This window comes from Alteromonas aquimaris (assembly GCF_026183695.1).
GTDB classification, from domain to species: domain Bacteria; phylum Pseudomonadota; class Gammaproteobacteria; order Enterobacterales; family Alteromonadaceae; genus Alteromonas; species Alteromonas aquimaris.
The window spans coordinates 27,781-49,251 of the sequence record NZ_JAPFRD010000013.1; the positions used below are offsets into that span (position 1 = coordinate 27,781).

Annotated in this window: 18 protein-coding genes; 10 read left to right on the top strand and 8 right to left on the bottom strand. The window is 45.5% G+C overall.

Translation table 11 applies throughout. The features are described from left to right. Positions 1 to 376: 376 nt before the first annotated feature. The 3 genes from OPS25_RS14670 to OPS25_RS14680 form a co-directional block, all read right to left on the bottom strand. A complete protein-coding gene (locus tag OPS25_RS14670) occupies positions 377 to 613 on the bottom strand; it encodes a DUF2970 domain-containing protein (protein ID WP_265618603.1) in 237 nt (78 codons plus the stop codon). After that, the gene (locus OPS25_RS14675) at positions 576 to 881 is read right to left on the bottom strand and encodes a hypothetical protein (RefSeq protein WP_265618604.1); all 306 of its coding nucleotides are present in this window, start codon (positions 879 to 881) and stop codon (positions 576 to 578) included. The genes OPS25_RS14670 and OPS25_RS14675 overlap by 38 nt, the downstream gene beginning before the upstream one ends. A 139-nt stretch (positions 882 to 1,020) precedes the next feature. Beyond that, the gene (locus OPS25_RS14680; protein WP_265618605.1) at positions 1,021 to 1,689 is read right to left on the bottom strand and encodes a TorF family putative porin; all 669 of its coding nucleotides are present in this window, start codon (positions 1,687 to 1,689) and stop codon (positions 1,021 to 1,023) included. A 329-nt stretch (positions 1,690 to 2,018) separates the two neighbouring features. On the opposite strand from OPS25_RS14680, the gene rpe reads away from it, so the two are divergent. The 9 genes from rpe (at position 2,019) to OPS25_RS14725 (ending at position 11,450) form a co-directional block, all read left to right on the top strand. Continuing rightward, positions 2,019 to 2,696, top strand: a complete 678-nt coding sequence (gene rpe, locus OPS25_RS14685; protein WP_265618606.1) for a ribulose-phosphate 3-epimerase — start codon at positions 2,019 to 2,021, stop codon at positions 2,694 to 2,696. 39 nt (positions 2,697 to 2,735) lie between these two features. Next, the gene (gene trpS, locus OPS25_RS14690; RefSeq protein WP_265618607.1) at positions 2,736 to 3,746 is read left to right on the top strand and encodes a tryptophan--tRNA ligase; all 1,011 of its coding nucleotides are present in this window, start codon (positions 2,736 to 2,738) and stop codon (positions 3,744 to 3,746) included. Between the two features lie 23 nt (positions 3,747 to 3,769). Further along, positions 3,770 to 4,369, top strand: a complete 600-nt coding sequence (locus tag OPS25_RS14695) for an anthranilate synthase component II (RefSeq protein ID WP_265618608.1) — start codon at positions 3,770 to 3,772, stop codon at positions 4,367 to 4,369. 67 nt (positions 4,370 to 4,436) lie between these two features. Continuing rightward, entirely contained in the window at positions 4,437 to 5,639 is a 1,203-nt protein-coding gene (locus OPS25_RS14700) for an HDOD domain-containing protein (RefSeq protein ID WP_265618610.1), read from the top strand. Between the two features lie 369 nt (positions 5,640 to 6,008). Beyond that, positions 6,009 to 7,217: an aspartate aminotransferase family protein gene (locus tag OPS25_RS14705; RefSeq protein ID WP_265618611.1), complete on the top strand. Its 1,209-nt coding sequence runs from the start codon at positions 6,009 to 6,011 to the stop codon at positions 7,215 to 7,217. 25 nt (positions 7,218 to 7,242) lie between these two features. Then, positions 7,243 to 8,277: an arginine N-succinyltransferase gene (gene astA, locus OPS25_RS14710; RefSeq protein WP_265618613.1), complete on the top strand. Its 1,035-nt coding sequence runs from the start codon at positions 7,243 to 7,245 to the stop codon at positions 8,275 to 8,277. A 14-nt stretch (positions 8,278 to 8,291) separates the two neighbouring features. Next, on the top strand, positions 8,292 to 9,761 hold the full coding sequence (gene astD, locus OPS25_RS14715; RefSeq protein WP_265618614.1) for a succinylglutamate-semialdehyde dehydrogenase: 1,470 nt from the start codon (positions 8,292 to 8,294) through the stop codon (positions 9,759 to 9,761). A gap of 23 nt (positions 9,762 to 9,784) precedes the next feature. Next, on the top strand, positions 9,785 to 10,591 hold the full coding sequence (locus OPS25_RS14720) for a DUF1338 domain-containing protein (protein ID WP_265618616.1): 807 nt from the start codon (positions 9,785 to 9,787) through the stop codon (positions 10,589 to 10,591). A 244-nt stretch (positions 10,592 to 10,835) separates the two neighbouring features. Further along, positions 10,836 to 11,450 (top strand): FMN-binding negative transcriptional regulator, encoded by a 615-nt coding sequence (locus tag OPS25_RS14725; protein ID WP_265618618.1) that lies wholly within the window; start codon positions 10,836 to 10,838, stop codon positions 11,448 to 11,450. A 188-nt stretch (positions 11,451 to 11,638) separates the two neighbouring features. On the opposite strand, the gene OPS25_RS14730 is transcribed toward OPS25_RS14725, so the two are convergent. The 4 genes from OPS25_RS14730 to parC form a co-directional block, all read right to left on the bottom strand. After that, a complete protein-coding gene (locus tag OPS25_RS14730; protein ID WP_265618619.1) occupies positions 11,639 to 12,100 on the bottom strand; it encodes a nuclear transport factor 2 family protein in 462 nt (153 codons plus the stop codon). 204 nt (positions 12,101 to 12,304) lie between these two features. After that, positions 12,305 to 14,446, bottom strand: a complete 2,142-nt coding sequence (locus OPS25_RS14735) for a putative bifunctional diguanylate cyclase/phosphodiesterase (RefSeq protein ID WP_265618620.1) — start codon at positions 14,444 to 14,446, stop codon at positions 12,305 to 12,307. Beyond that, the gene (locus OPS25_RS14740; RefSeq protein WP_265618622.1) at positions 14,446 to 14,985 is read right to left on the bottom strand and encodes a heme NO-binding domain-containing protein; all 540 of its coding nucleotides are present in this window, start codon (positions 14,983 to 14,985) and stop codon (positions 14,446 to 14,448) included. The genes OPS25_RS14735 and OPS25_RS14740 overlap by 1 nt, the downstream gene beginning before the upstream one ends. Positions 14,986 to 15,043: 58 nt before the next feature. Continuing rightward, the gene (gene parC / locus OPS25_RS14745; RefSeq protein WP_265618624.1) at positions 15,044 to 17,350 is read right to left on the bottom strand and encodes a DNA topoisomerase IV subunit A; all 2,307 of its coding nucleotides are present in this window, start codon (positions 17,348 to 17,350) and stop codon (positions 15,044 to 15,046) included. A gap of 181 nt (positions 17,351 to 17,531) precedes the next feature. Here parC and OPS25_RS14750 point away from each other — a divergent pair, with 181 nt between their 5' ends. After that, positions 17,532 to 20,684 (top strand): hybrid sensor histidine kinase/response regulator, encoded by a 3,153-nt coding sequence (locus OPS25_RS14750; RefSeq protein ID WP_265618625.1) that lies wholly within the window; start codon positions 17,532 to 17,534, stop codon positions 20,682 to 20,684. A 13-nt stretch (positions 20,685 to 20,697) separates the two neighbouring features. Here OPS25_RS14750 and OPS25_RS14755 read toward each other — a convergent pair whose 3' ends face one another. Continuing rightward, positions 20,698 to 21,390: a DUF2982 domain-containing protein gene (locus OPS25_RS14755; protein ID WP_265618626.1), complete on the bottom strand. Its 693-nt coding sequence runs from the start codon at positions 21,388 to 21,390 to the stop codon at positions 20,698 to 20,700. Between the last annotated feature and the right edge of the window lie 81 nt (positions 21,391 to 21,471).

The window sequence follows — 21,471 nt, forward strand, 5'->3', positions numbered from 1 at the left end:
CAATTGCGTTCGATTTAGACCCACTAAATCTTCACACCATTTGGATTGTCAAAAGTGTAAAAAGTCACGTACATAGTGAGCAAACATCAGTGCAACTCGGTATATATTCGCTTTAAACTTTTATAGAACGACTTATTAAGTTCAAGTGCTTTGCGATTTTTAATCGGTTAGTTTCGTAAAGATATTGAGGGACAAAATCTGGCACAGCTGGTTTTATCTAATAGCCCTACCACCTTTAAAGACATTTCTAATAAACGCCACGTTATTGTTATATCAATGTGCAGAAGTATTCATTTTTGCTTTACCCTTTGCCAACGGGCTTAACCTTGATGCTTTCGTCTTTGCGAAGCGGATACTGTTTTAGGTAAAACTGCCTTTAACTCGTTATCGCCGCCACTAACATAAGCAGCCCTGTGACTAATGCAGCTACAAACACTACCCCAACAATAATGTAAATGGCTAAGGCGCCATGTTCGAAATCTCTTGAGTAATTTTTATGACTTTGAACGCCAAACGCACTCGCCAGAACACTGCCAATAATTTGCAACAGCTTAGGCTTGGCTGAGGATTTCACTTTATTCGCGGCCAGTTGAAAAATCCGAATTGCTGTCACGATTAAGTAACTCCAGCAAATCTAGAAAATGAAACTGGTAGGTTTCTGGCTTACTAAAAAACCAGGAAAACCAGCTCACCTGCGCGGTACGGTCGCGGGCACATTGATTATAAATATGACTGGCAGGTAAATTAGGATTAAATTCAGTCACAGGCTGATACTGACACAACGTATCGGTTTGTATCGTATTAACAGATAAACCCATCCATAGCACGGCAGTAGCGCCACCGAGCGTGAGTAAAGTTTTTGTTCTTCCTTTATTGAACATTTCACATCACCGCTTAAAATTTCACCTTATTATACGCTTTAAAAAAAACGGAACAACCTGATCCATGCCATTTTTTTGACAACTGGTCGCTACACCAGTACAGAACTGGCGTAGCGGTATAGAAATGGAGGGTCGATGATTAGAAAGTGGTACTCCAGCTCAGTACTAATTTCACCTCGTCATCACCCGCTTCTTCATCAGCTTTAGAGACGGTGAAGGTGAAATCTCCTTTGCTTAAATCCAGTTGTACGTGTCCATAATCACCACTGTTTCCCGCATCAAAATCATAATAGCCGGATAACACAGTAACAGCGTAGTCGTGGGCGAGGTTCCAATTGTAGGATAGGTTATAATACATATCGCCTTTATCAAATAGCATTCCCTCGTCAACCTGACTGTTTACGGTATATGCGAAACCAAAACTGAAACTGTGATAGCTACCATTAAAGTATAACTCGCCGAAATCTGAATTATCGTAAGCGTCGTCAAGGTATGCGTAATAGATGTAGCCAACATCATAACCGAAATGGCCGGACTCACCCCCATACCCTAAATATAAATCAGTTTCACTGGATCCCCCCATCCCCCAGTCGATAGTGCCGAGCCAGGTTCCCACATAAAAGCCGCTCTCGTTAGCGTAGTCCAAACCACCAGAAACAGAAGGGTTATCGTTACTTTGCGTAACACCCCGCCACAGATAGTTACTGGCGACACCAAAATTTGCCTCTACCGCTGCGGATGCTACTGGACTACCAATTAACGTTATCGAGGTACCCAGCAGTAACCTTGCTTTATTTACCCATCTCATGTGCGTTCTCCTTGGAAATATATTTTTCGAATTACTGCCGCTTATAATTATATTTTCCCATTACGCAAAACTAATGCCGAAAACTTAGAACGCGACCTCCTACTCTCGCGACAAACTTAACATGCTGATTTAAAGCAGCTTTAACTATTATCACCAAGTGTATTTTCTGCGTCCGCTTACTCTCGGTTGACGTTTCATATGCACCATTAACTTGCGCACTCACCAAGTTGGGGCGCTATCAAAGCTTTTTTCATGCCAAGGTTTTCGCTACACTTCGCACATCGAGTAAATTTAACAAATCCTGAGCTATCAACTCTAAAGGTGCCCTTGTGACCACATTTACCATTGCTCCATCAATTTTGTCTGCCGATTTTGCTCGTCTTGGCGAAGATGTTGAGAAAGTCCTGGCGGCTGGTGCAGACATCATCCATTTTGATGTCATGGACAATCACTATGTACCCAATCTGACATTTGGACCGATGATCTGCAAAGCACTTAGAGACTATGGTATTACCGCGCCAATCGATGTGCACTTAATGGTAAAGCCAGTAAATGATTTGATTGAGCAATTTGCCGATGCGGGTGCCACCTATATCAGTTTTCACCCTGAAGCCTCAGATCATATTGACCGCTCATTACAATTGATTATCGATAAGGGTTGCCAGGCTGGATTGGTATTTAACCCGGCTACCCCTCTGTATTATTTGGACCATGTTATGGACAAACTCCATCATATCCTTTTAATGTCAGTGAACCCGGGATTTGGTGGCCAATCGTTTATCCCTTCCACCCTGGATAAGCTTCGCTTAGTCAAACAATGCATTTTACAAAGCGGCCACGACATTCGAATTGAGATTGACGGCGGCGTAAAAGTCGATAATATTCGCGCCATTGCTGAAGCAGGTGCTGATATGTTTGTAGCAGGCTCAGCCATTTTCAATCAGCCCGATTACAAGCACGTTATCGATAAAATGCGTGCCGAGCTTGCCGCTAGCAAATCGTGCTAAATCAAATAAATAAACTGAGCAGAACTTCAGGTAATAATGATGAATCAAAAACCAATTGTACTTAGTGGCTGTCAGCCTTCTGGTCAACTTACCATCGGTAACTACATGGGTGCGCTAAAGCAATGGGTTTCCATGCAGAATGACCACGATTGCCTGTACATGTTGGTAGATTTACATGCCATCACCGTCAGACAAGATCCCGCCGCACTCAACGCCGCCTGTCTTGACGGGTTAGCCCTGTATCTGGCGTGTGGGATTGATCCTAAGAAAAGTACCTTGTTCGTACAGTCACAAGTACCTGAGCATGCTCAACTAGCCTGGGTATTAAATTGCTATGCGCAAATGGGTGAGCTAAACCGAATGACGCAATTTAAGGATAAATCAGCCCGTAACGTTAATAATATTAACGTGGGCTTATACAGTTATCCCGTGCTTCAGGCGGCAGATATTTTACTTTATCAGGCTAACCAGGTACCTGTAGGCGAAGATCAGAAGCAGCATCTTGAACTCACGCGTGACATCGCTACTCGCATGAACAATTTATACGGTGATATTTTTACTTTGCCGGAGCCTTTCATTCCTGAATTCGGTGCTCGGGTGATGAGTTTGCAAGAACCCGAAAAGAAAATGTCCAAGTCAGATGCTAATCCTAATAACTTTGTGGGTCTGTTGGAGGATCCCAAAAAGCTGAGTAAGAAAATTAAACGCGCGGTAACAGACTCTGATGAGCAAGCGCGAATTTATTTTGACGTAAAAGAGAAACCTGGTGTCTCCAACCTGCTATCACTGCTTTCATGTGCAACGGGCCAGTCAATCGAAGATTTGGTGCCTCAGTACGAAGACAAAATGTACGGCCATCTTAAAGGGGATGTAGCAGAGGCAGTGGTAACTTTATTGACACCTATTCAGCAACGTTTCCATGACATTCGTAACGATCGTAGCTATCTGGATGAAGTGATGAAACAAGGGGCTGAGAAAGCGCGCGCGCGAGCAGAGCAAACGCTGGAAAAGGTTTACAAAGCACTCGGTTTTATAGCTGTTCCACGCTAGCGCTCAGTGCCAGGAAAACAATCGTGTTGTTGTTGATTGATAACTTTGATTCCTTTACCCATAACCTGGCACGTTACTTTGTTGAGCTTGATATTGAAGTAAAGGTCGTTCGTAACAATGAACTGACACTCGCTCAAATAGAAGCCCTTCAACCTAGTCATTTAGTCATCTCTCCCGGCCCCTGCACTCCCAATGAAGCAGGTATTAGCCTTTCGGCGATTGAGTATTTTGCGGGTCGCTTGCCTATTTTAGGTGTTTGTTTAGGCCATCAGGCCATCGGCCAGGTATTCGGTGCCAAAGTAGTACGCGCACGCGAGATATTGCATGGTAAGGTCTCAGCTATACACCATCATAGCCACGGCATCATGAGAAACCTGCCAACCCCTTTTAATGCTACCCGTTATCACTCATTAGTGTTGCAGCCTGAGTCGATGCCTGCCACGCTTCGTGTGGACGCCTGGAGCGAATGTAAAGACGCTACACATGAGATTATGGCCATCTCACATGCTTCCTTACCTGTGTGGGGGGTTCAGTTTCATCCAGAATCACTCCTGACCGAGCACGGTCACTCGCTGCTTAGTAACTTCTTACGCTTGGCAGGGTCAAGATTATGCTCCGCGTAATACATGCTAACTTTGTTAGATAAACTAAACTTTATCAGAGTGTCAGGTCGCTGATAATGAACGGGTTATGGTTGAATACGCCACCATGCATAATGATTTAGGCAAAAAGTCTGTTATTCAAAACGTGCTCGCTCACGCCGGAGTAGAAGATCGTTTCGAAAATTTGCTGGTATCTTTAGAACGTGTGCAAGCTATGGCGGGAAAAACCAAGCCTGGAGAGGTGAGCTTTGAAGATTCCGAACAGGCCGAAGCAAGACGCCAACTCCTTAGCATTGAAAAAATAGCGATTGAAAATCAGTCTCTCCAGGAATTAAATGACGCCTCATTAAAAGATGTGGTGACGCACGATTTTCATCAATATCTTTTTGCCGCTATTCGTAAAAAAGCCACCAATTTAAGAAAAGTCTGTCGGTACAATTTAGGCATTTCCTCGGACATAAAACTTTTGTTGGAAATTCTTTACGTAGACAGTACCACACTGCATCAAGTAGAACAGCAGATGAGTATCCATCCCTGGTTAAGCTACGAAATAATGAAGGTCGTCAATCTCCCTCAGTTTCGCCGCAAAGATGCCAAAGGAAACCCTATCCAGGTTGAATCAATTCGCACTGCGTTGAGTTATTTAGGGGTGGAAAACTTAAAGCAAGTGGTGCCCTATATGATATTAAAACGCTCGTTGCCACAAACCACCGACCCCTTTCCGGAGATAAAAGAGCACTTATTCAATTTTGGTGTATCGACAGCCGTAAGCGCATCATTGATAGCGCCTCTCAAACAGTTGGATGGCGACAGCGCTTATATGCTGGGCGCTCTGCACGGCGTGGGACGCTGCATATTGATTAAATTATATTTTAGATTGTTTGAGCTAACCCGCAGTGAATTCATGGCGCAAGCCGCCAAGAAAAAGCGTGTCGATGTTCACACTGTATTGAGTAAGATAACACCTTCAGCAAACTATTTAATAGCTTTACAACTGGAGTTTGCCGATGCAGTGGCGAGTGATTTGCTCACCCATCTGACACCGAAAAAGCTGCAGTTAGGCGAGAGCATGCACTCACTGTATAGCCCTCCTTCTACTCCCTTAGGACGGGTACTGGAATGGGCAAGGGAGTATGCCAAGGTAAGAATGCTGCTTCAACGTCGCTGTATAAGCAGAAAAATGGTTAAAATTCATTTGCTTAGCATTGGATTTCCAGCTGATGCAATAGATATCTTGAACCATGCGCAGGTGGGCGCCCCTCCATTTCGTCCCGCTTCGCGTAATAATTAAAAATTTTTTGGATATTCATTCAGCAGTCCGATTTGGCGTGTTGCCCCCCTCCGCGCAAACCACAGGCGGAGTCCGCTTCTATCTACTAAGGCATCACATCAGCAATCGTCGTGTTCGGCTTTTCAGACCAGGATGTGTCTGCTATTTAAGCGTGCTGATATGAGCTATAGAAACACTCACAACGTACTTAGATAGTTATGCAGATATTCTGCAAATTAAGCCAAACCCCTTGAATATAAAGGGGTTGAGCTGGTTTATATGGGAGACTTCGGTCCATTTTGATGGCATAATGCGCAACCAATTTGAACAACCCCGCATGTTTTCCTGAATCAGAATCAAGCAAGCATGCCAGACTCAGAGGTAATTTAAATGAACGTTACTCGCGCAACTTTTGACGAGGTCATGGTACCTAACTATAACCCTGCTAGCATGGTGCCCGTCCGTGGTGAAGGCTCACGGGTGTGGGATCAAAACGGCGCTGAGTACGTCGACTTTGCCGGCGGTATTGCAGTTAATGTACTCGGCCACTGCCATCCTGAGCTGGTTAAAGCATTAGAAGAACAGGGTCGCAAGCTCTGGCATTTAAGTAATGTATTCACTAATGAACCAGCCATGCGGCTAGCAAAGAAATTAACCGATGCCACGTTCGCCGACCGCGTTTATTTTGCCAACTCGGGCGCAGAATCTAATGAAGCCGCCCTAAAGTTAGCTCGTCGTTATGCCCTGGATAAATTTGGTGAAGATAAAAATCAAATCATAGCCTTTAATAAAGGTTTCCACGGCCGTACGTTTTTCACCGTGACGGTGGGTGGTCAGGCGGCATATTCTGATGGATTTGGACCGAAGCCTGGTGCTATTGATCATTGCGACTATAACGACCTTGCTGCTTTCGAAGCTCTGATTTCAGATAAAACCTGCGCGGTGATGATGGAACCTCTGCAAGGTGAAGGAGGAATCATTTCTCCTGAACCTGAATTTGTGAAAGGTGTTCGGGCGCTGTGTGATAAACATAATGCCTTACTGATTTTTGACGAAGTTCAATCTGGTGTTGGTCGTACCGGTCATTTATATGCTTACATGGATCTGGGTGTGACACCGGATATTATGACGTCCGCTAAAGCGTTAGGCGGGGGCTTCCCGATAGGGGCGATGCTGACCACAGCAAAAATTGCAGAATCTCTGAAACCTGGTACTCATGGCAGTACTTACGGTGGTAACCCGCTTGCCTGTGCGGTGGCAGAAAAAGTATTGGATATCGTAAATAATGAAACCGTACTAAAGGGTGTTTGCGAGAAAGAAGAACTGTTCCGCTCACTGCTTAACGATATTAATAAAAAGTATCCTTTCTTTGAAGAAGTGCGTGGTAAGGGTTTGCTATTAGGCTGTGCGCTAAATGAGAAATTTCACGGCAAAGCGCGTGATTTCTTGAATGCTGCCACCCAAGAGAAATTAATGTGCCTGGTAGCTGGTGCTAACGTGGTGCGTTTTGCGCCTTCACTTGTGATCAGCGAAGAAGACATCAGAGAAGGTATGGCGCGCTTTGAACGTGCTGTAGCTGCTGTTGTTAACGCTGATTAATCAGACTGAAGTCGAGTAAGCGGACATGAGAATTATTCGCCCAATCACATCAGCTGATTATGATGCGCTGTACGCGATCGCTGAAGAATCAGGTATTGGCTTTACGTCATTACCTGTCAATCAGGAATTACTTGAAAATAAAATCAAGCGCGCCGAAGCCGCGTTTGCTTCCAAACCAATTAAACCACAGGGAGAGTCATATCTCTTTGTGATGGAAGATACTGCTACTGGCGAAGTAATAGGCACCAGTGGAATTGAATCTGCTGTGGGTCTTGATGATGCGTTTTATCACTACCACATGGGAAAGGTGGTGCACTCTTCCCGTGAGCTGAAAATTCATAATACAGTGGATATCCTTACGCTGTGTAATGACTACACTGGTGTTACAGAAATATGCACGTTATTTTTACGCGAAAAAGCGCGCGGTGGTATTAGCGGACGTTTTCTTTCGAAAATGCGCTTTTTGTTTATGATGGAGCACCGCGAACGCTTCGCTGAAAATGTAATTGCAGAAATGCGCGGGGTATGTGACGAAGAGGGCGCCTCGCCATTTTGGGAATGGCTTGAAGAGCATTTCTTTTCAATGGACTTCCCCACCGCCGATTACTTGTCAGGTATCGGCAACAAGGAGTTTATTGCCGAGCTGATGCCGAAGTATCCCATTTACGTTAATTTACTAAGCGAGAAAGCGCAGGCAGTCATCGGCCAGGTGCACGAGAAGACGCGTCCTGCCTTACGTATGTTGGAAGAAGAAGGCTTTAGTTGCCGTGGCTATGTCGATATTTTTGATGCAGGTCCCACGGTAGAAGCTAATTTAAGTTGTATTCGTACTGCTTTAGGTAGTCGAAAGATGCCCGTGGTAATAGACGATCAAACGGCAGCACAGGGTCAAACCCATTACCTGATTAATACCTCTGTGCAGAATTTTCGTGCTGTCGCTACCGAAATTGCAGTGAGTGAAGAGCAACAAGTCGTTGCGATATCGCGGCATGCTGCCGGGATGTTGCGTATCTCAGAAGGGGATGCGGTACGTTTTGCCCCCGTTCAATTCAGAGACTAAATACAGGAATTTACATGCAAACAACACACTATATTAATGGTGAGTGGTTAGCTGGCGAAGGCCACGATATTAAATCCATTGATCCAGCTAAAAATGAAGTTATTTGGGAAGGCAAGTCTGCTACAGCTGAACAAGTCAATGCAGCCATCGATGCCGCTCGCAAAGCGGCGATAGGCTGGGGCATGAAGACCCCCACTGAACGCCTTGCTGTGATTAAACGTTTTGGTGAGCTGCTAGAAAAAAACAAGCCCCATCTGACCAAAATAATTGCCAAAGATACCGGCAAGCCAGAGTGGGAAACCGCGACCGAAGTAGGCGCGATGATTGGTAAAATTGGCATTTCAGAGCGCGCCTACCAGGAGCGTACGGGTACAGTGGAAAACCCCATGCCAGTCGGCCAGGCATTTATCCGTCACAAACCTCATGGTGTGGTAGCTGTGTTCGGTCCCTACAATTTCCCAGGTCACCTGCCAAACGGACACATCGTACCGGCGCTTCTTGCAGGAAATACGGTGGTATTTAAGCCTTCTGATCTGACCCCTCTGGTAGCACAGGAAACTGTAAAATTGTGGGACGAAGCAGGCTTGCCTGCTGGCGTGCTGAATCTTGTGCAGGGTGAAGTTGAAACTGGCAAGGCGCTTGCCAGCCACGATGGTCTGGATGGTTTGTTCTTCACTGGTAGTTCACGCACGGGTAAACTATTGCATGAACAGTTTGCGGGTCATCCAGGCAAGATCCTCGCATTGGAGATGGGCGGCAATAACCCTCTAATTATCAAAGATGTCGCGGATACTGATGCGGCTGTACACGATATTGTTCAGTCAGCATTTGTGACCTCGGGCCAGCGTTGCACCTGCGCACGCAAATTATTTGTACAGGCCGGCGAAAAAGGGGATGCGTTACTGTCTCGCCTGGTAGAAGTCACTAAAAAAATCAAAGTAGGCGAATACGATGCAGCAGAGCAACCTTTTATGGGGGCGATGATTTCTGCCAACGCTGCGAGCATGATGGTTAGCGCTCAAAAAGAACTTGAAGGCCTTGGGGGCGAAGTACTGGTTCGTATGGAACAACAAGATCCAGCAAAAGGCTTTGTGACCCCTGGCATTATCGATGTGACGGACATGCTAGAGCAACTGCCTGACGAGGAGCATTTTGGTCCGTTACTCAAAGTCATCCGCTATACGGATTTTGATGCGGCTATTGCGCAAGCAAACGATACTCGCTTTGGCTTATCTGCTGGCTTTATCGGCGACAGTGAAGACGATTACCGTCACTTTTTCGCCCGCATTCGTGCTGGAATTGTAAACTGGAATCGTCCGATTACCGGTGCCAGCAGTGCAGCGCCATTTGGCGGAATTGGTGAAAGTGGCAACCATCGAGCCAGTGCATATTATGCTGCTGATTATTGCGCTTACCCAGTCGCCTCGGTTGAATTAGACAAAGTGACGCTACCTGGTCAATTAAGCCCTGGCCTTTCTTTATAACGCATTAACAGGATCCATTATTAATGCACACAGATATTAATTCTTTATTTGATAACATGTGGCAGGATTACGTTGCCATTACGCCTTCCGCGCATAAAGTGCATGCGTTGCTTAAAGACGAGGAAAATGGCAGCGAGATTGTCAATGATCATGTTGCCTTTCGTACCTTTAATCTGGAGAAAACCTCGTTAGATAAACTGGCAGCACACTTTTTAGCGTTAGGCTACGAAGAAAAAGGCACTTACGATTTCGAAGCGAAAAAACTTAACGCTCGCCATTTCGAGCATTCAGATACCACCCAACCGAAGATTTTCATTAGCGAATTACGCGTTCAAGAGTTAACTGAACAGTCACAAGCTATTATCAACAAGTTGGTAGCGCAGATGGATGCAGAGGCCGTCAAGAATGAAAACTTTCTTTATTCTGGCCGCCACTGGGCCCTGACGAAGGAAGAATACGAGACGCTATTGGAAGAGTCGGAGTATGCGGGCTGGCTAGCGGCTTGGGGTTTCCGTGCCAACCATTTCACTGTTAGTGTTAATCACCTTCACCACATTGATAGCTTAGAAGAAGTTAATACTCTACTAAAAGAAGCCGGTTTTCCTTTGAACACGGTCGGCGGTGAGATCAAAGGGGGCGAAGAGGTACATCTTGCTCAGTCGTCGATTATGGCTGACCGTCAAATAGTTAAATTTGACGATGAAGAAAAAGAAATACCTAGCTGCTTTTATGAATTCGCACAACGCTTTAGCATGCCAAATGGAAAGTTGTATCAAGGCTTTGTTGCCGAGTCAGCAGATAAAATATTTGAAAGTACCAATGCGAAATAAAGCATAATATTAAAAGCTAAAATTGAAAGGCTCCATTCGGAGCCTTTTTTTATAGTTAGTGAAATGAAAAACACCTCTATCTCTGAGCGGTTCAGTCACCTATCCGGCTTAGCATTAATAGCGGAAGCCGCCTTTAGATTTTCTGTGAGCGAGACGGGTTTAGTATCAATAATTTTACCATCAGTCTACACTCAGAAGTGTGTAGACTGCCTAGCGTTAGTCGTCTAATGGAGTTAATTTCAAAATGCATGTACCAATTAAGGAAAAGATGGATGATAGACAGGCAATACAAACATTTATTCATCAGTACGGCTTCGCATTAATTGTCTCGCCTACACTTGAGGCAACGCATCTACCCTTGCAGTTAAAACCAGATGAGGGCCAGCATGGGGTACTATACGGGCATATTGCGCGGGAAAATGCACACAGTGGTTTTACAGAGGGTGACCCGATTTTAGCGGTATTCACCGGCCCCCACAGTTATATTTCGCCAACCTGGTATGCTTCTCCCGTGGCAGTACCTACATGGAATTATTCAGCCGTACATTGTCACGGTGTTATCAAAAAATTAAGCCCGCAGGAGACGTTAACCCAGGTTAAACAGTTGATCGCACAATACGAGCCTTCCCTGCTAGATGATCATGAACGTATGCCAGAGAAATACCAGCAAGGCCTGCTGAAAGGCATTATCGGATTCAAGATTATTATCGAACGCATTGAAGCACGAGAAAAACTGGGTCAGCATAAGAAACCCGCCGATCAGGCAGGCGTGTTTGCGGCCTTGTCGCAAAGTAAGCATCCCGATGCGCTTGCACTAGCCTCATACATGCACAAACGTGAACTCGGCACTGGCAACTGATGCCGAGCGGCGTTGCAGTGGTTTCAGGCTTGAGCACCGGCAGTTAGAACAATTTATATAATCACGACAAATAAAAATCAAATTACTCCCCTACCGGTAAAGGATTACCATCTTGCAACACCATTTTAAACTGCGCACTGGCTATCGCCCGCACAAAGCGTTACCTATATGCGGAGCCGCTTACATCGCTAATGGTCGTAACTGGTTACTCTGTGCATTTGCCAGCCCGTATCCGACTTTCTCCATACAGTGGTAAACCCGAATGTCCCGCAATCATTTTTTCCATTTTCCATATGGCAGAAGGTATGCTCTCCTTGTTGAATGGCCCCAAAGTTTTTTACTGGATACACCTTATGCGTGGACTCATTCAGTGTACGAACCAAGCCTAACTTTCTTTCACAGTTTGCCTTAGTCGACTGCATTGTTTCATCATATCCCTTCAGGCCCGTGACATCATGATAAAACTCCAGCTCAGGGCTGAACATGGCTGCCATCACTGCTATATCACAGTTGTTAAATGCGCTAAAAAAGGATTGATCAGCCTGCAGAATTTGTTGTTTTAACGTTTTATCGTTTGCCGATACACTGGTGGTCAACATCACTAGCCCCGTGCAGAGAAGCGAAATATGTTTCTTATACTTATTATTCATTTTTAGTGTTCCAAAAACCTATTAACAGGTGTAAACAATTACTTTTTAGTCAGTTGCGCCATCATTTAACGCAACTATTAAGGTTTTTGCAATCACCGTTCCGATTTGCGCGTAAGCAGTGTCATTGCTAGTTAAAGAGTGGATTGACGAACAGATGGGGCTTTAAAGAAAACCTGAGCTGGTGAAAGGGCGTTCTCATTTTCATCACTTTTTCTGATGTTTTTGGATGAACTGGTCATACGGCATGGGCATATCGAAATAAAAACCTTGCGCCTGACTAACATTGGCATCCTTAAGTAAAGGTAGATACTCAGGGTGTTCGACCCCTTCTACCACCACTTCCAGTTGCAGCGAATGCAACATAGCTACAATCCCTTGAAACACCGATAGCGCTTTACTATCGATGTGGATGTCATGAAGCAGACTACGATCGAGTTTTACCACTTCAAACGTAAAGCTACGCAAGTAACTCAGCGATGAGAAACCGGAGCCGAAATCATCGAGTGCCAATTTGAATCCAGCTTCTCTTAAGACATTTAACGAGCGCAGTGCACTTTTATGATCGCGTATGAAAATTGACTCGGTCACTTCCATCTCGATTAAACCCGGGATCACGTCATTTTCTTCGCAAATTGCTTTTGCTTGTTGGGCAAAGCTTTTATCTAATAGTTGATTAGCGGTGACATTGACTGATAACGGGATCACCATGCCTTGGGTTTCCATCATCGAAATATAATCACACGCGGCTTCCAACGCCAAAATACCTATTTCTTTATCAAGTTGGTGAGTTTCAGCCAGGGGTATAAAAACGGCGGGAGTAATCGTTCCCAGAATGGAAGAACGCCAGCGGCAAAGTAATTCCCCACCTCGTAAAATTCCATCAATGCTGTACTTGCCTTGAATATAAAACTCGAGCCCGCGGTGGTTAATCGAACGTCGTAAATCGGCCAGCATGCTGACCCGTTCTTTCATACTTTCGAGTAAGCCCTGCTGATAAATGTATACCTTTCCTTTTCCCGTGGTTTTTGCTTGATACATAGCCGCATCTGCGTTTTGCAGCACGTCATCGACGCTATTTCCATGCGAGGGAAAACTAGCCAAACCTATACTGGCGGAAAGATTGTATTCAGTCTCTAGTGTTACGATTTTATCTGCTTCAATGTCCTCGATGATTGCTACACCGATTTTCTGCGCTTCATCCAATGTAATGTCCGGAAACAGAATAACGAACTCATCCCCTCCCCAGCGCGTGATCACGCACTTTTCATTAACCCGATTGAGTAAGGTCCGCGCGAGCCTTTTCAAACATTCATCACCCTGCTCATGGCCCGCAGCGTCGTTGATTTGTTTAAAGCCGTCAAGGTCAATAAACATCGTCGTAAAATGCTGCTGGGCAGTTGAAAGCTGATTCAACGACTCGCGAAGACCATTGCGATTCAGCAGACCGGTTAAATCGTCATGCATTGCCATTTGTCGTAAACGGTCTTCATTCAACTTTCTTTCGCTGATATCACGCATCGTCGCAATATAATACGTAGAAGCTTGATACTGGGCTTCAAATAAAGCAATGGAAACGTCCACGGGAATAACGCGGCCGTCCAAAGTATGCAAAGCCGTTTCGAAACGCATTTGCCGCCGATTGGTTAATAGCTTAAGTTCTTTATCTGCTTGCGGTAACAAATGATGAAAGTTTTGCCCAAGACATGTATTTTTGTTGGGTAGGCGCATTAAGCGGATGAAGGCTGAATTACACTCATTGATGCCGAAGTTTGAAGAGAGGACCAGCATGGGTTCTCGCGAACTCGAAAAAGCCGACGCCATCAATTGAAAGGACTGTTCCGCTTTCCGCTCCTGGGTAATGTCCCGCGTGGTACCCACAATGTGTAATGCGGTACCCTCGTCGTTTCTTTCCAGTACCCGGCCGCGCAAACGCATCCATTGATAGTTACCGTCGCGTTTGAAGCGAAACGCCACTTCGATACGGTCGCTTCCGCTTAGGGAGGCTAACGTCCAGTGAAATTCCAGACTATTCAGGTCGTCTTTATGCACAAATCGCAGCAGGGAAAGCGCGTTGCCTTTCCAGTGAAATTCCTGCCCCTTTTCCAAACCAAAGTTGCGTAGTTCAAATTCATCATTGTCTGCACGCCATTCCCAGAACGATTCTTGTGATGCCCATAAAGCTAATTCCAGCTTTTTTTGTAACTGTTGGGAGGTTTGCAAAGCGTTGTAAAGTTCAAGACTTTTATCGGTAAGGAGTCTTTCGGCTTCATGCCTGGCGTGCCTTTCGCGGCTGGCTCGTTTTTCCAGCCGGACGAGGTTCTTCAAGATATCTGAAAGCTCTGTCATTAGGCCTCCAGATGAATGGTAAATAGATAGGTATGGGGTTCGTCCAGTTTAACCAATTCTCGCTGAATTTTATCACCAAAGTGATTTGCTGCTGCATCCATTAACCCTTCAGCTAAATGGTAGAGATCGCGCGTGGAGTAATATTGCAGCTGTATACTGGTCTCAGTTTTTTTTAGTACCGAAAAATGAGGCAAATCCGCATCAGGGTAGAGCTTACGCACTTGAACGTGGATATCGTCATCCAGACAATTTAACACATCAAGAATATTCTTTTTATTTGCTAACACCTGCCCATGCGCTGTGGCTAATTTACCGAACAGATAGTAACCAAAATCGTAGAGCAGTTTATCGGCTGGGGTACGCGTTTTTTTCACTAATATTGTGATAAGTTTTTGCATCTCAGAAAAGGGGTAGTAGCCAACTGACGTAAACGCGCCCGCATTTTCGAGGTCTGCCTCTTCCAGCACGTCATCGGCAAAATCAGGGGATACTTTTTCTTCTAGCATATCGATAAGTGACGTGAAAACGATCCCCAGCATGCTCCCCCCAGATTTAAATAGGTTAAACGAAAATGCGTAACGCTATTAACAGGTTAGACTATTCTGCATCAACTAGGGGTAAATTTTCTGCAATTTGCTCGCCCTCGCCCACTTTTTGCTCTACTTCAACATCATCAACACGTTGCAAACCGCGGGGTAATTTATTTCCTCGGCGTCCTCTTTCACCTTTATAGTGTTCGAGGTCGGCTGCCGTTAATGTCATATTGCGTTTACCGGCAACAATTTTTACCGCAGCACCCTGAGGGACGACTGCGGCGACTTTTACATATTCTTCCCTGTTTTGGGCTTTTGCGCCGGGAATATTAATTAATTTGTTACCTTTACCTTTTCCTAAACTGGGCAGATCACGCAAAGGGAACAACAGCATGCGTCCCTCATTAGAAATAGTCAGACACCAGTCAGTGCCGGGGTCGAACACCGGTTGGGGTGGCATAACCTTGGCAGCAGTCGGCAAAGACAGATACGCCTTCCCCGCTTTGTTCTTACTCAACATGTCACTGAACTTACCGACGAAGCCATAGCCTGCATCAGAAGCAATCAGGTATCGCTGCTCATCTTTACCCATTAACACATGCGAAAACTGTTCACCACCGACGATATTGAAACGCCCGGTTAAGGGCTCACCCTGGCTCCTTGCAGATGGCAAGCTGTGCGCGTCACACGAAAAAGCTCTGCCAGAGGTATCAAGGAAGACTACTGGCTGATTGCTCCTGCCGATTGCACTGGCTAAATAGGCATCGCCCGCCTTGTAACTAAGCGCTGATGGGTCAACATCGTGCCCTTTGGCACAACGCGCCCAGCCTTTTTCGGAAAGCACCACAGTTACCGCTTCAGATGGGATTAATTCTTTTTCCGATAAAGCTTTGGCCTCAATTCGCTCTACGATGGGAGAGCGACGCTCATCACCATACTTTTCAGCGTCGTCGAGGATCTCTTTCTTAATGAGCGTTTTCAAGCGGCGGTCAGACCCTAATATTGTCTCAAGCTGTTTGCGTTCTGCTTCTAACTCATCTTGCTCACCGCGAATTTTCATCTCTTCTAATTTGGCTAGATGACGTAGCTTTAACTCCAGGATAGCTTCTGCCTGTCGATCAGATAACGAGAAGCGACGCATGAGCTCGGCTTTTGGCTCATCGTGATGTCGGATAATCTCGATTACCTCATCAATATTTAAAAAGGCAATCATCAAACCTTCTAAAATATGTAGGCGGGCTAATACCTTATCTAATCGATACTGCAAACGACGGACAACCGTATCGCGGCGAAAGGTTAACCATTCGGTTAAAATTGAGCGAAGATCCTTAACCTGGGGTCTGCCATCCAGCCCAATCATGTTTAAATTCACCCGATAGCTTTTTTCCAAGTCCGTGGTAGCGAACAAATGTTGCATTAACTGCTCAATATCGACGCGGTTGGAGCGGGGTGTGATAACCAGACGGGTGGGGTTTTCGTGATCTGATTCGTCACGCAAATCACTAACCATAGGCAGTTTTTTGGCTTGCATCTGGGCGGCAATTTGTTCCAGGATTTTAGCACCTGAAACCTGATGCGGAAGTGCGGTTATCACTATATCGCCGCTTTCCTGTACAAATACAGCACGCATCTTTATAGAACCACGTCCTGTTTCATAAAGCTTGGCAATGTCATCTCTTGGCGTGATGATTTCTGCCTCAGTAGGGTAATCAGGCGCCTGAACGTGTTGCATCAGATCGCTTAGTTCGGCCTTGGTATTATCGAGCAACAACGCACACGCGTTAGCTACTTCACGCACGTTGTGGGGCGGAATGTCAGTGGCCATCCCTACTGCAATACCCGTGACACCATTTAACAAAATGTGAGGTAATCGTGCCGGCAGCACTTTTGGCTCTTTCAAAGTGCCATCAAAGTTTGGCATCCAGTCTACCGTACCTTGCCCTAATTCGTTTAATAACACTTCGCTAAAACGGGACAGCCGGGCTTCAGTATATCGCATGGCCGCGAACGATTTAGGGTCATCGGGCGCCCCCCAGTTTCCCTGTCCATCGACCAGCGGATAACGATAGGAAAACGGCTGCGCCATTAACACCATTGCTTCGTAACAGGCAGAATCACCATGAGGATGAAACTTACCTAAAACGTCACCCACCGTACGCGCAGATTTCTTATATTTCGCGGTGGCACTTAGCCCAAGATCAGACATGGCGTAAATTATGCGGCGTTGGACAGGTTTTAAGCCATCGCCGATATTGGGCAGCGCACGATCCATGATCACATACATGGAGTAATTCAGGTAAGCGTCTTCAGTAAAGCGTTTGAGCGGAAGCTGCTCGACACCGTCGCGGTTTACAATAATTTCGTCATTCATGGTGTTATTATTCTAGTGGACTACCTTTCACATCAATGCAGCCATTGTGAGTCAAACGCAGCTGTAACGCAATATTGGCCGTCTGCCTTATTCAATCGCTTGAAATTTTGTCAAATGTCCAGCACAGTGGTTTAATAGACTCACATGTGTGCTATCCCAACGATTGATTAGAATAAAAACAATGTCTCCGCTCGCAATGGTAAAGCGTATCCTGGTGGTACTCACGTTATTTTGGTCACTGTCAGTGCACTCACAGACTACCATTCAGCTATTTGATGCAACCTCCCAAACCAACCTTGCCAACAATTTTGCTTTCTATTTTGAAGGTAGCGAACAGCTGACCATTAGCGAAGCCCTCGATCGGCGTCAGAGTTTCCAGTGGCATACCGAGAAAAGTCCCAATTTTGGTTTTCACACCAATGGTTTGTGGCTGGTTAGTCGCTTCTCCAATGTAAGTAATGATACCCGCTGGGTCTTCACGGTGAACTTCAGTCAATTAGATAAAGTTGATTTTTATCTGGTCGTCAATGGTGAAGTAGTGCAACAGAGCTTCCAAGGTAAGCTCCAAAACGCTCAGCAATTTCGCATACCCACGTTACGTACCTCGTTACCTGACGCTACACCCACCGAATTGTACATACGTGTTGAAAGCCATTCATCCAGTCTGATTGTTCCGTTGGTAGTGACGCCGGAACCTATCCACAGCGTTAATATGCAAGTAGACAGTATATTGTGGGGGTTATTTTATGGTGGGTTGGTCATTCTCGCCATCTACAATATTGTGCTGTATTTTGGCACCCGTGAACCTGCTTTGCTGGCTTACGTCGGGTATATCGCGGCCGTGTTGATCTGGCAATTTATCTGGGGCGGTCATATTCAGCTGATTGCCAGCGATGGCATTCCCCCGTGGGTGGTTTCTCACACTGAACTGATATTTATCATTATGGGGGTCAGCTCCGGCATCTTCGCTGTATTCTTTTTAGAAACACGAAAGAATGCTCCAACGGCCCATTTTGCCGTGATGGCGCTGATTATAGTACAAGCCTTGTTAGGGGTTGTATGTGTGAGTGATATGCTCCCCCACATATGGAAAAACAATCTGGTTTATGGTGTGAGTATTGTCGCGATACTCAGTTATATTTATGCTGGTTTTGAAGCGTTTATGAATCATTTCAAACCAGCCCGTTACTTTATCTTCGCCTGGGGAATGCTGGCCTCCGGTGCCGTCATTGGTATGTTCAGTTTAATCGGCGTCCTACCGTCCAATACGTTTACTACTTACTGCTTCCAAGTGGGTGTTTTTCTGGAAGCGGGACTGTTTTCGATTGCTTTAATGGAAAAAAGCCGTAGCCAATTGGAAGCAGAAGTTGAGCAGGCGACGGATGATCTGCGCAACAATATGGAATTAATTGAAGAACAAAACGCCAGATTGGACATTGCCCGTAAGGACGCCATTAAAGCCAGTAATGTTAAATCACAATTTTTGGCCAATATGAGCCACGAAATCCGTACACCGCTCAATGCCATTTTAGGGTTTAGTCGTGAACTTAATCACTCACCTTTACCTACTGAGCAGCAGGAGCAGGCCAGAATAATCAGTACTGCGGCAGAAAATTTGCTGACCATTGTGAATGACGTACTGGATTTTTCCAAAATAGAAGCGGGTAAATTAACGATTAACAATCAGCCCTTTTCGCCCAATCAACTGTTAGAGGAGATGGTCACTTTAATGGCCAAATCGGCCCATGCAAAACGCATTGAATTTGTTTTTGAGCTGGCACCTCTACCCGAAAAACTGATTGGTGATATGTTTCGCATCAAGCAAGTGCTCAATAACTTGTTAAGTAATGCCCTTAAATTTACCAATAGTGGCACTATCACGTTATCAGCGAAGGGACGTCCATTACCTCATGGAATACATGAAATTGAGATAAGCGTGGAAGATACCGGTATTGGCATCAGCCGGGAGGATAAGAAAAAACTGTTTACCGCGTTTTCGCAAGTGGATGATTCACTTAATCGTAACTATCAGGGCACCGGGCTTGGTCTGGTTATTTGCCGGGAACTAGTGAGGCTGATGCGTGGCACCTTACATTTAAAAAGCATACCGGGACAAGGCAGTAAGTTTACGGTGACTCTGAGAATGAACCAGTTAAGCCAAAAGTTTTCATTAACCCATTCTTCAGAATGGACCGGAAAACAGATTGTATTAATTGATCCTGTTCCTGAAACCCGCCATGCCAGTGCGTCTATTCTGCGATATCTCGGGGCCCATGTTACGTCCGTGGAATCAACCACATTCTTAAAGGGGCTGCCGGAGACGAATCCTGAATATTTGTTTGCCGTGGTTCCAATCACCAAATCCAGCAAACGGGATAACTTTTTAAGTGAGGTGATTCAGTTTGCTGCGCAAAAACGCATCTTGTGGTATTCAGGACCGGAGCCGTTCAATCACTACCCTAGTCTGGCGCAATATTTTCACACCCAAATTCGCATGCCGTTGACCATTACCAAGTTAGAAAGCCTGTTGTATCAGAAGGCCTACCCCAATCACAACCACATGCAAAGTAAGCTAAACAGCTTACCCGCTGCGCGCATTTTGGCCGTAGATGACATGGACATGAACTTGAAACTCCTGCATACATGGTTAAACCCCTCCGCGGTAGAACTCACCACCACAATGAGCGGACAGGATGCGGTAAATCGATGTCAAACGCAGGAATTCGATATGATTTTAATGGATGTGCAGATGCCAGGAATGGATGGCTTGCAAGCCACTCAGCAAATTCGAAAATCTGCATTAAATTTGGGCACCCCTATCATTGCGGTCACCGCCCACGCGTTTAAGGAAGAGCAAGAGCGGTTATTGGCGTCGGGCATGGATGATTACTTACCAAAACCCATTGAAATTGGAAATTTAGTTGACCTTATCCAGCGCTGGTGTCGCAATATTGAATCTCGATCGCCTGCGCTACCTTCCATTGATTGGCCTCTGGCACTAAAGCGGTCGAATCATAATCCTGCTGTGTCGATGGAGTTGTTGGACGACTTCGTCAAGATGCTGCCAGAAAGTATCAGAATTATAAGTGATACGTGGACGAACAACGATTTTATTGAACTGACAACCGAAGTTCATCGGTTACATGGTGCATGTTGCTATACCGGTGTCCCTAAACTGCAAGACTTGACCAAGCAAATTGAAAGTGCGTTGAAGTTGCAACAATATACCGTGGTAGAAAAGTTAATGCCCGAATTGTTAGTGGAATCCAGGCAAGTACGAACAGAAGGTCAGCAACACCTTGCGAAGATGCAAAAAGAAAAGCTGGCTTACTAACCCTTATGAGTACTTAATCAAGGCGGGTGGCCCGCGCTTGCTGACATTGCTTTAAAAACGTCACAAATTCAGCCGCGGATCTGTCCAGATCAGCGGTAGAAATATAAACATCAAAACCTAGCCGCGCGCGTAGCTGTGACATGCGGTTAGCTAACATTGCCTTAACCCCGGTTAACTGTTCCCCGTTGGCTAACATAACTGGCTTATCATCAAACATTTCGTTGCCGTAACACATTCCGGTCTGGCAATTATCATCATCTTGTTGCATTAACAGCGGGCGTTGCTCCATTAAGATATGGGTGGCGAGTCGGGGTGAAATATCCCGTAAGAAGGGTGCATAATCTTTTAATTTAAAGCCAACAGCTTCGAGCTCCTGGTGTTCAATTCCGCGCCGTATACGCGGGCAATCTACCCGCTGAACATTGTCCCAGTTTAATTGCCATTTTCCTAATCGGTGAAAATATCGCACTTCGGCACGGGTGATCGCCAGGCTAAATTCTGGTTCGCGTAACTTGAACCAACCAATCAACAACGTAACAATTGCGGCGCTGGTTAAAAAAATCCCCGCAAGAAATAGCGCATCAGGCATAAATGAAAGCCACAACACAGACAAACCCAGTCCGCCACCGCCCAGCAAAATGGTTACCAAGCCATTGCGTTTTGAATTGGCTTTAATATTAATCACGTCTTGCTCATTTAAAGACATAAAAATACACCACCATCATGATAATTGCCCAAATGACATATAACCGGATGCGTTTACAAGCTTTACAGTCTGTTCGCCACC

Excerpts from the sequence above, each read along its gene's own strand:
- OPS25_RS14755 (WP_265618626.1), bottom strand. The coding sequence starts at position 21,390 with ATGTCTTTAAATGAGCAAGACGTGATTAATATTAAAGCCAATTCAAAA.
- OPS25_RS14705 (WP_265618611.1), top strand. The coding sequence starts at position 6,009 with ATGAACGTTACTCGCGCAACTTTTGACGAGGTCATGGTACCTAACTAT.
- OPS25_RS14720 (WP_265618616.1), top strand. The coding sequence starts at position 9,785 with ATGCACACAGATATTAATTCTTTATTTGATAACATGTGGCAGGATTAC.
- OPS25_RS14740 (WP_265618622.1), bottom strand. The coding sequence starts at position 14,985 with ATGCTGGGGATCGTTTTCACGTCACTTATCGATATGCTAGAAGAAAAA.
- OPS25_RS14680 (WP_265618605.1), bottom strand. The coding sequence starts at position 1,689 with ATGAGATGGGTAAATAAAGCAAGGTTACTGCTGGGTACCTCGATAACG.
- astD (WP_265618614.1), top strand. The coding sequence starts at position 8,292 with ATGCAAACAACACACTATATTAATGGTGAGTGGTTAGCTGGCGAAGGC.
- OPS25_RS14750 (WP_265618625.1), top strand. The coding sequence starts at position 17,532 with ATGTCTCCGCTCGCAATGGTAAAGCGTATCCTGGTGGTACTCACGTTA.
- trpS (WP_265618607.1), top strand. The coding sequence starts at position 2,736 with ATGAATCAAAAACCAATTGTACTTAGTGGCTGTCAGCCTTCTGGTCAA.
- OPS25_RS14675 (WP_265618604.1), bottom strand. The coding sequence starts at position 881 with ATGTTCAATAAAGGAAGAACAAAAACTTTACTCACGCTCGGTGGCGCT.
- OPS25_RS14735 (WP_265618620.1), bottom strand. The coding sequence starts at position 14,446 with ATGACAGAGCTTTCAGATATCTTGAAGAACCTCGTCCGGCTGGAAAAA.
- astA (WP_265618613.1), top strand. The coding sequence starts at position 7,243 with ATGAGAATTATTCGCCCAATCACATCAGCTGATTATGATGCGCTGTAC.
- parC (WP_265618624.1), bottom strand. The coding sequence starts at position 17,350 with ATGAATGACGAAATTATTGTAAACCGCGACGGTGTCGAGCAGCTTCCG.
- OPS25_RS14700 (WP_265618610.1), top strand. The coding sequence starts at position 4,437 with ATGGTTGAATACGCCACCATGCATAATGATTTAGGCAAAAAGTCTGTT.
- OPS25_RS14725 (WP_265618618.1), top strand. The coding sequence starts at position 10,836 with ATGCATGTACCAATTAAGGAAAAGATGGATGATAGACAGGCAATACAA.
- OPS25_RS14730 (WP_265618619.1), bottom strand. The coding sequence starts at position 12,100 with ATGAATAATAAGTATAAGAAACATATTTCGCTTCTCTGCACGGGGCTA.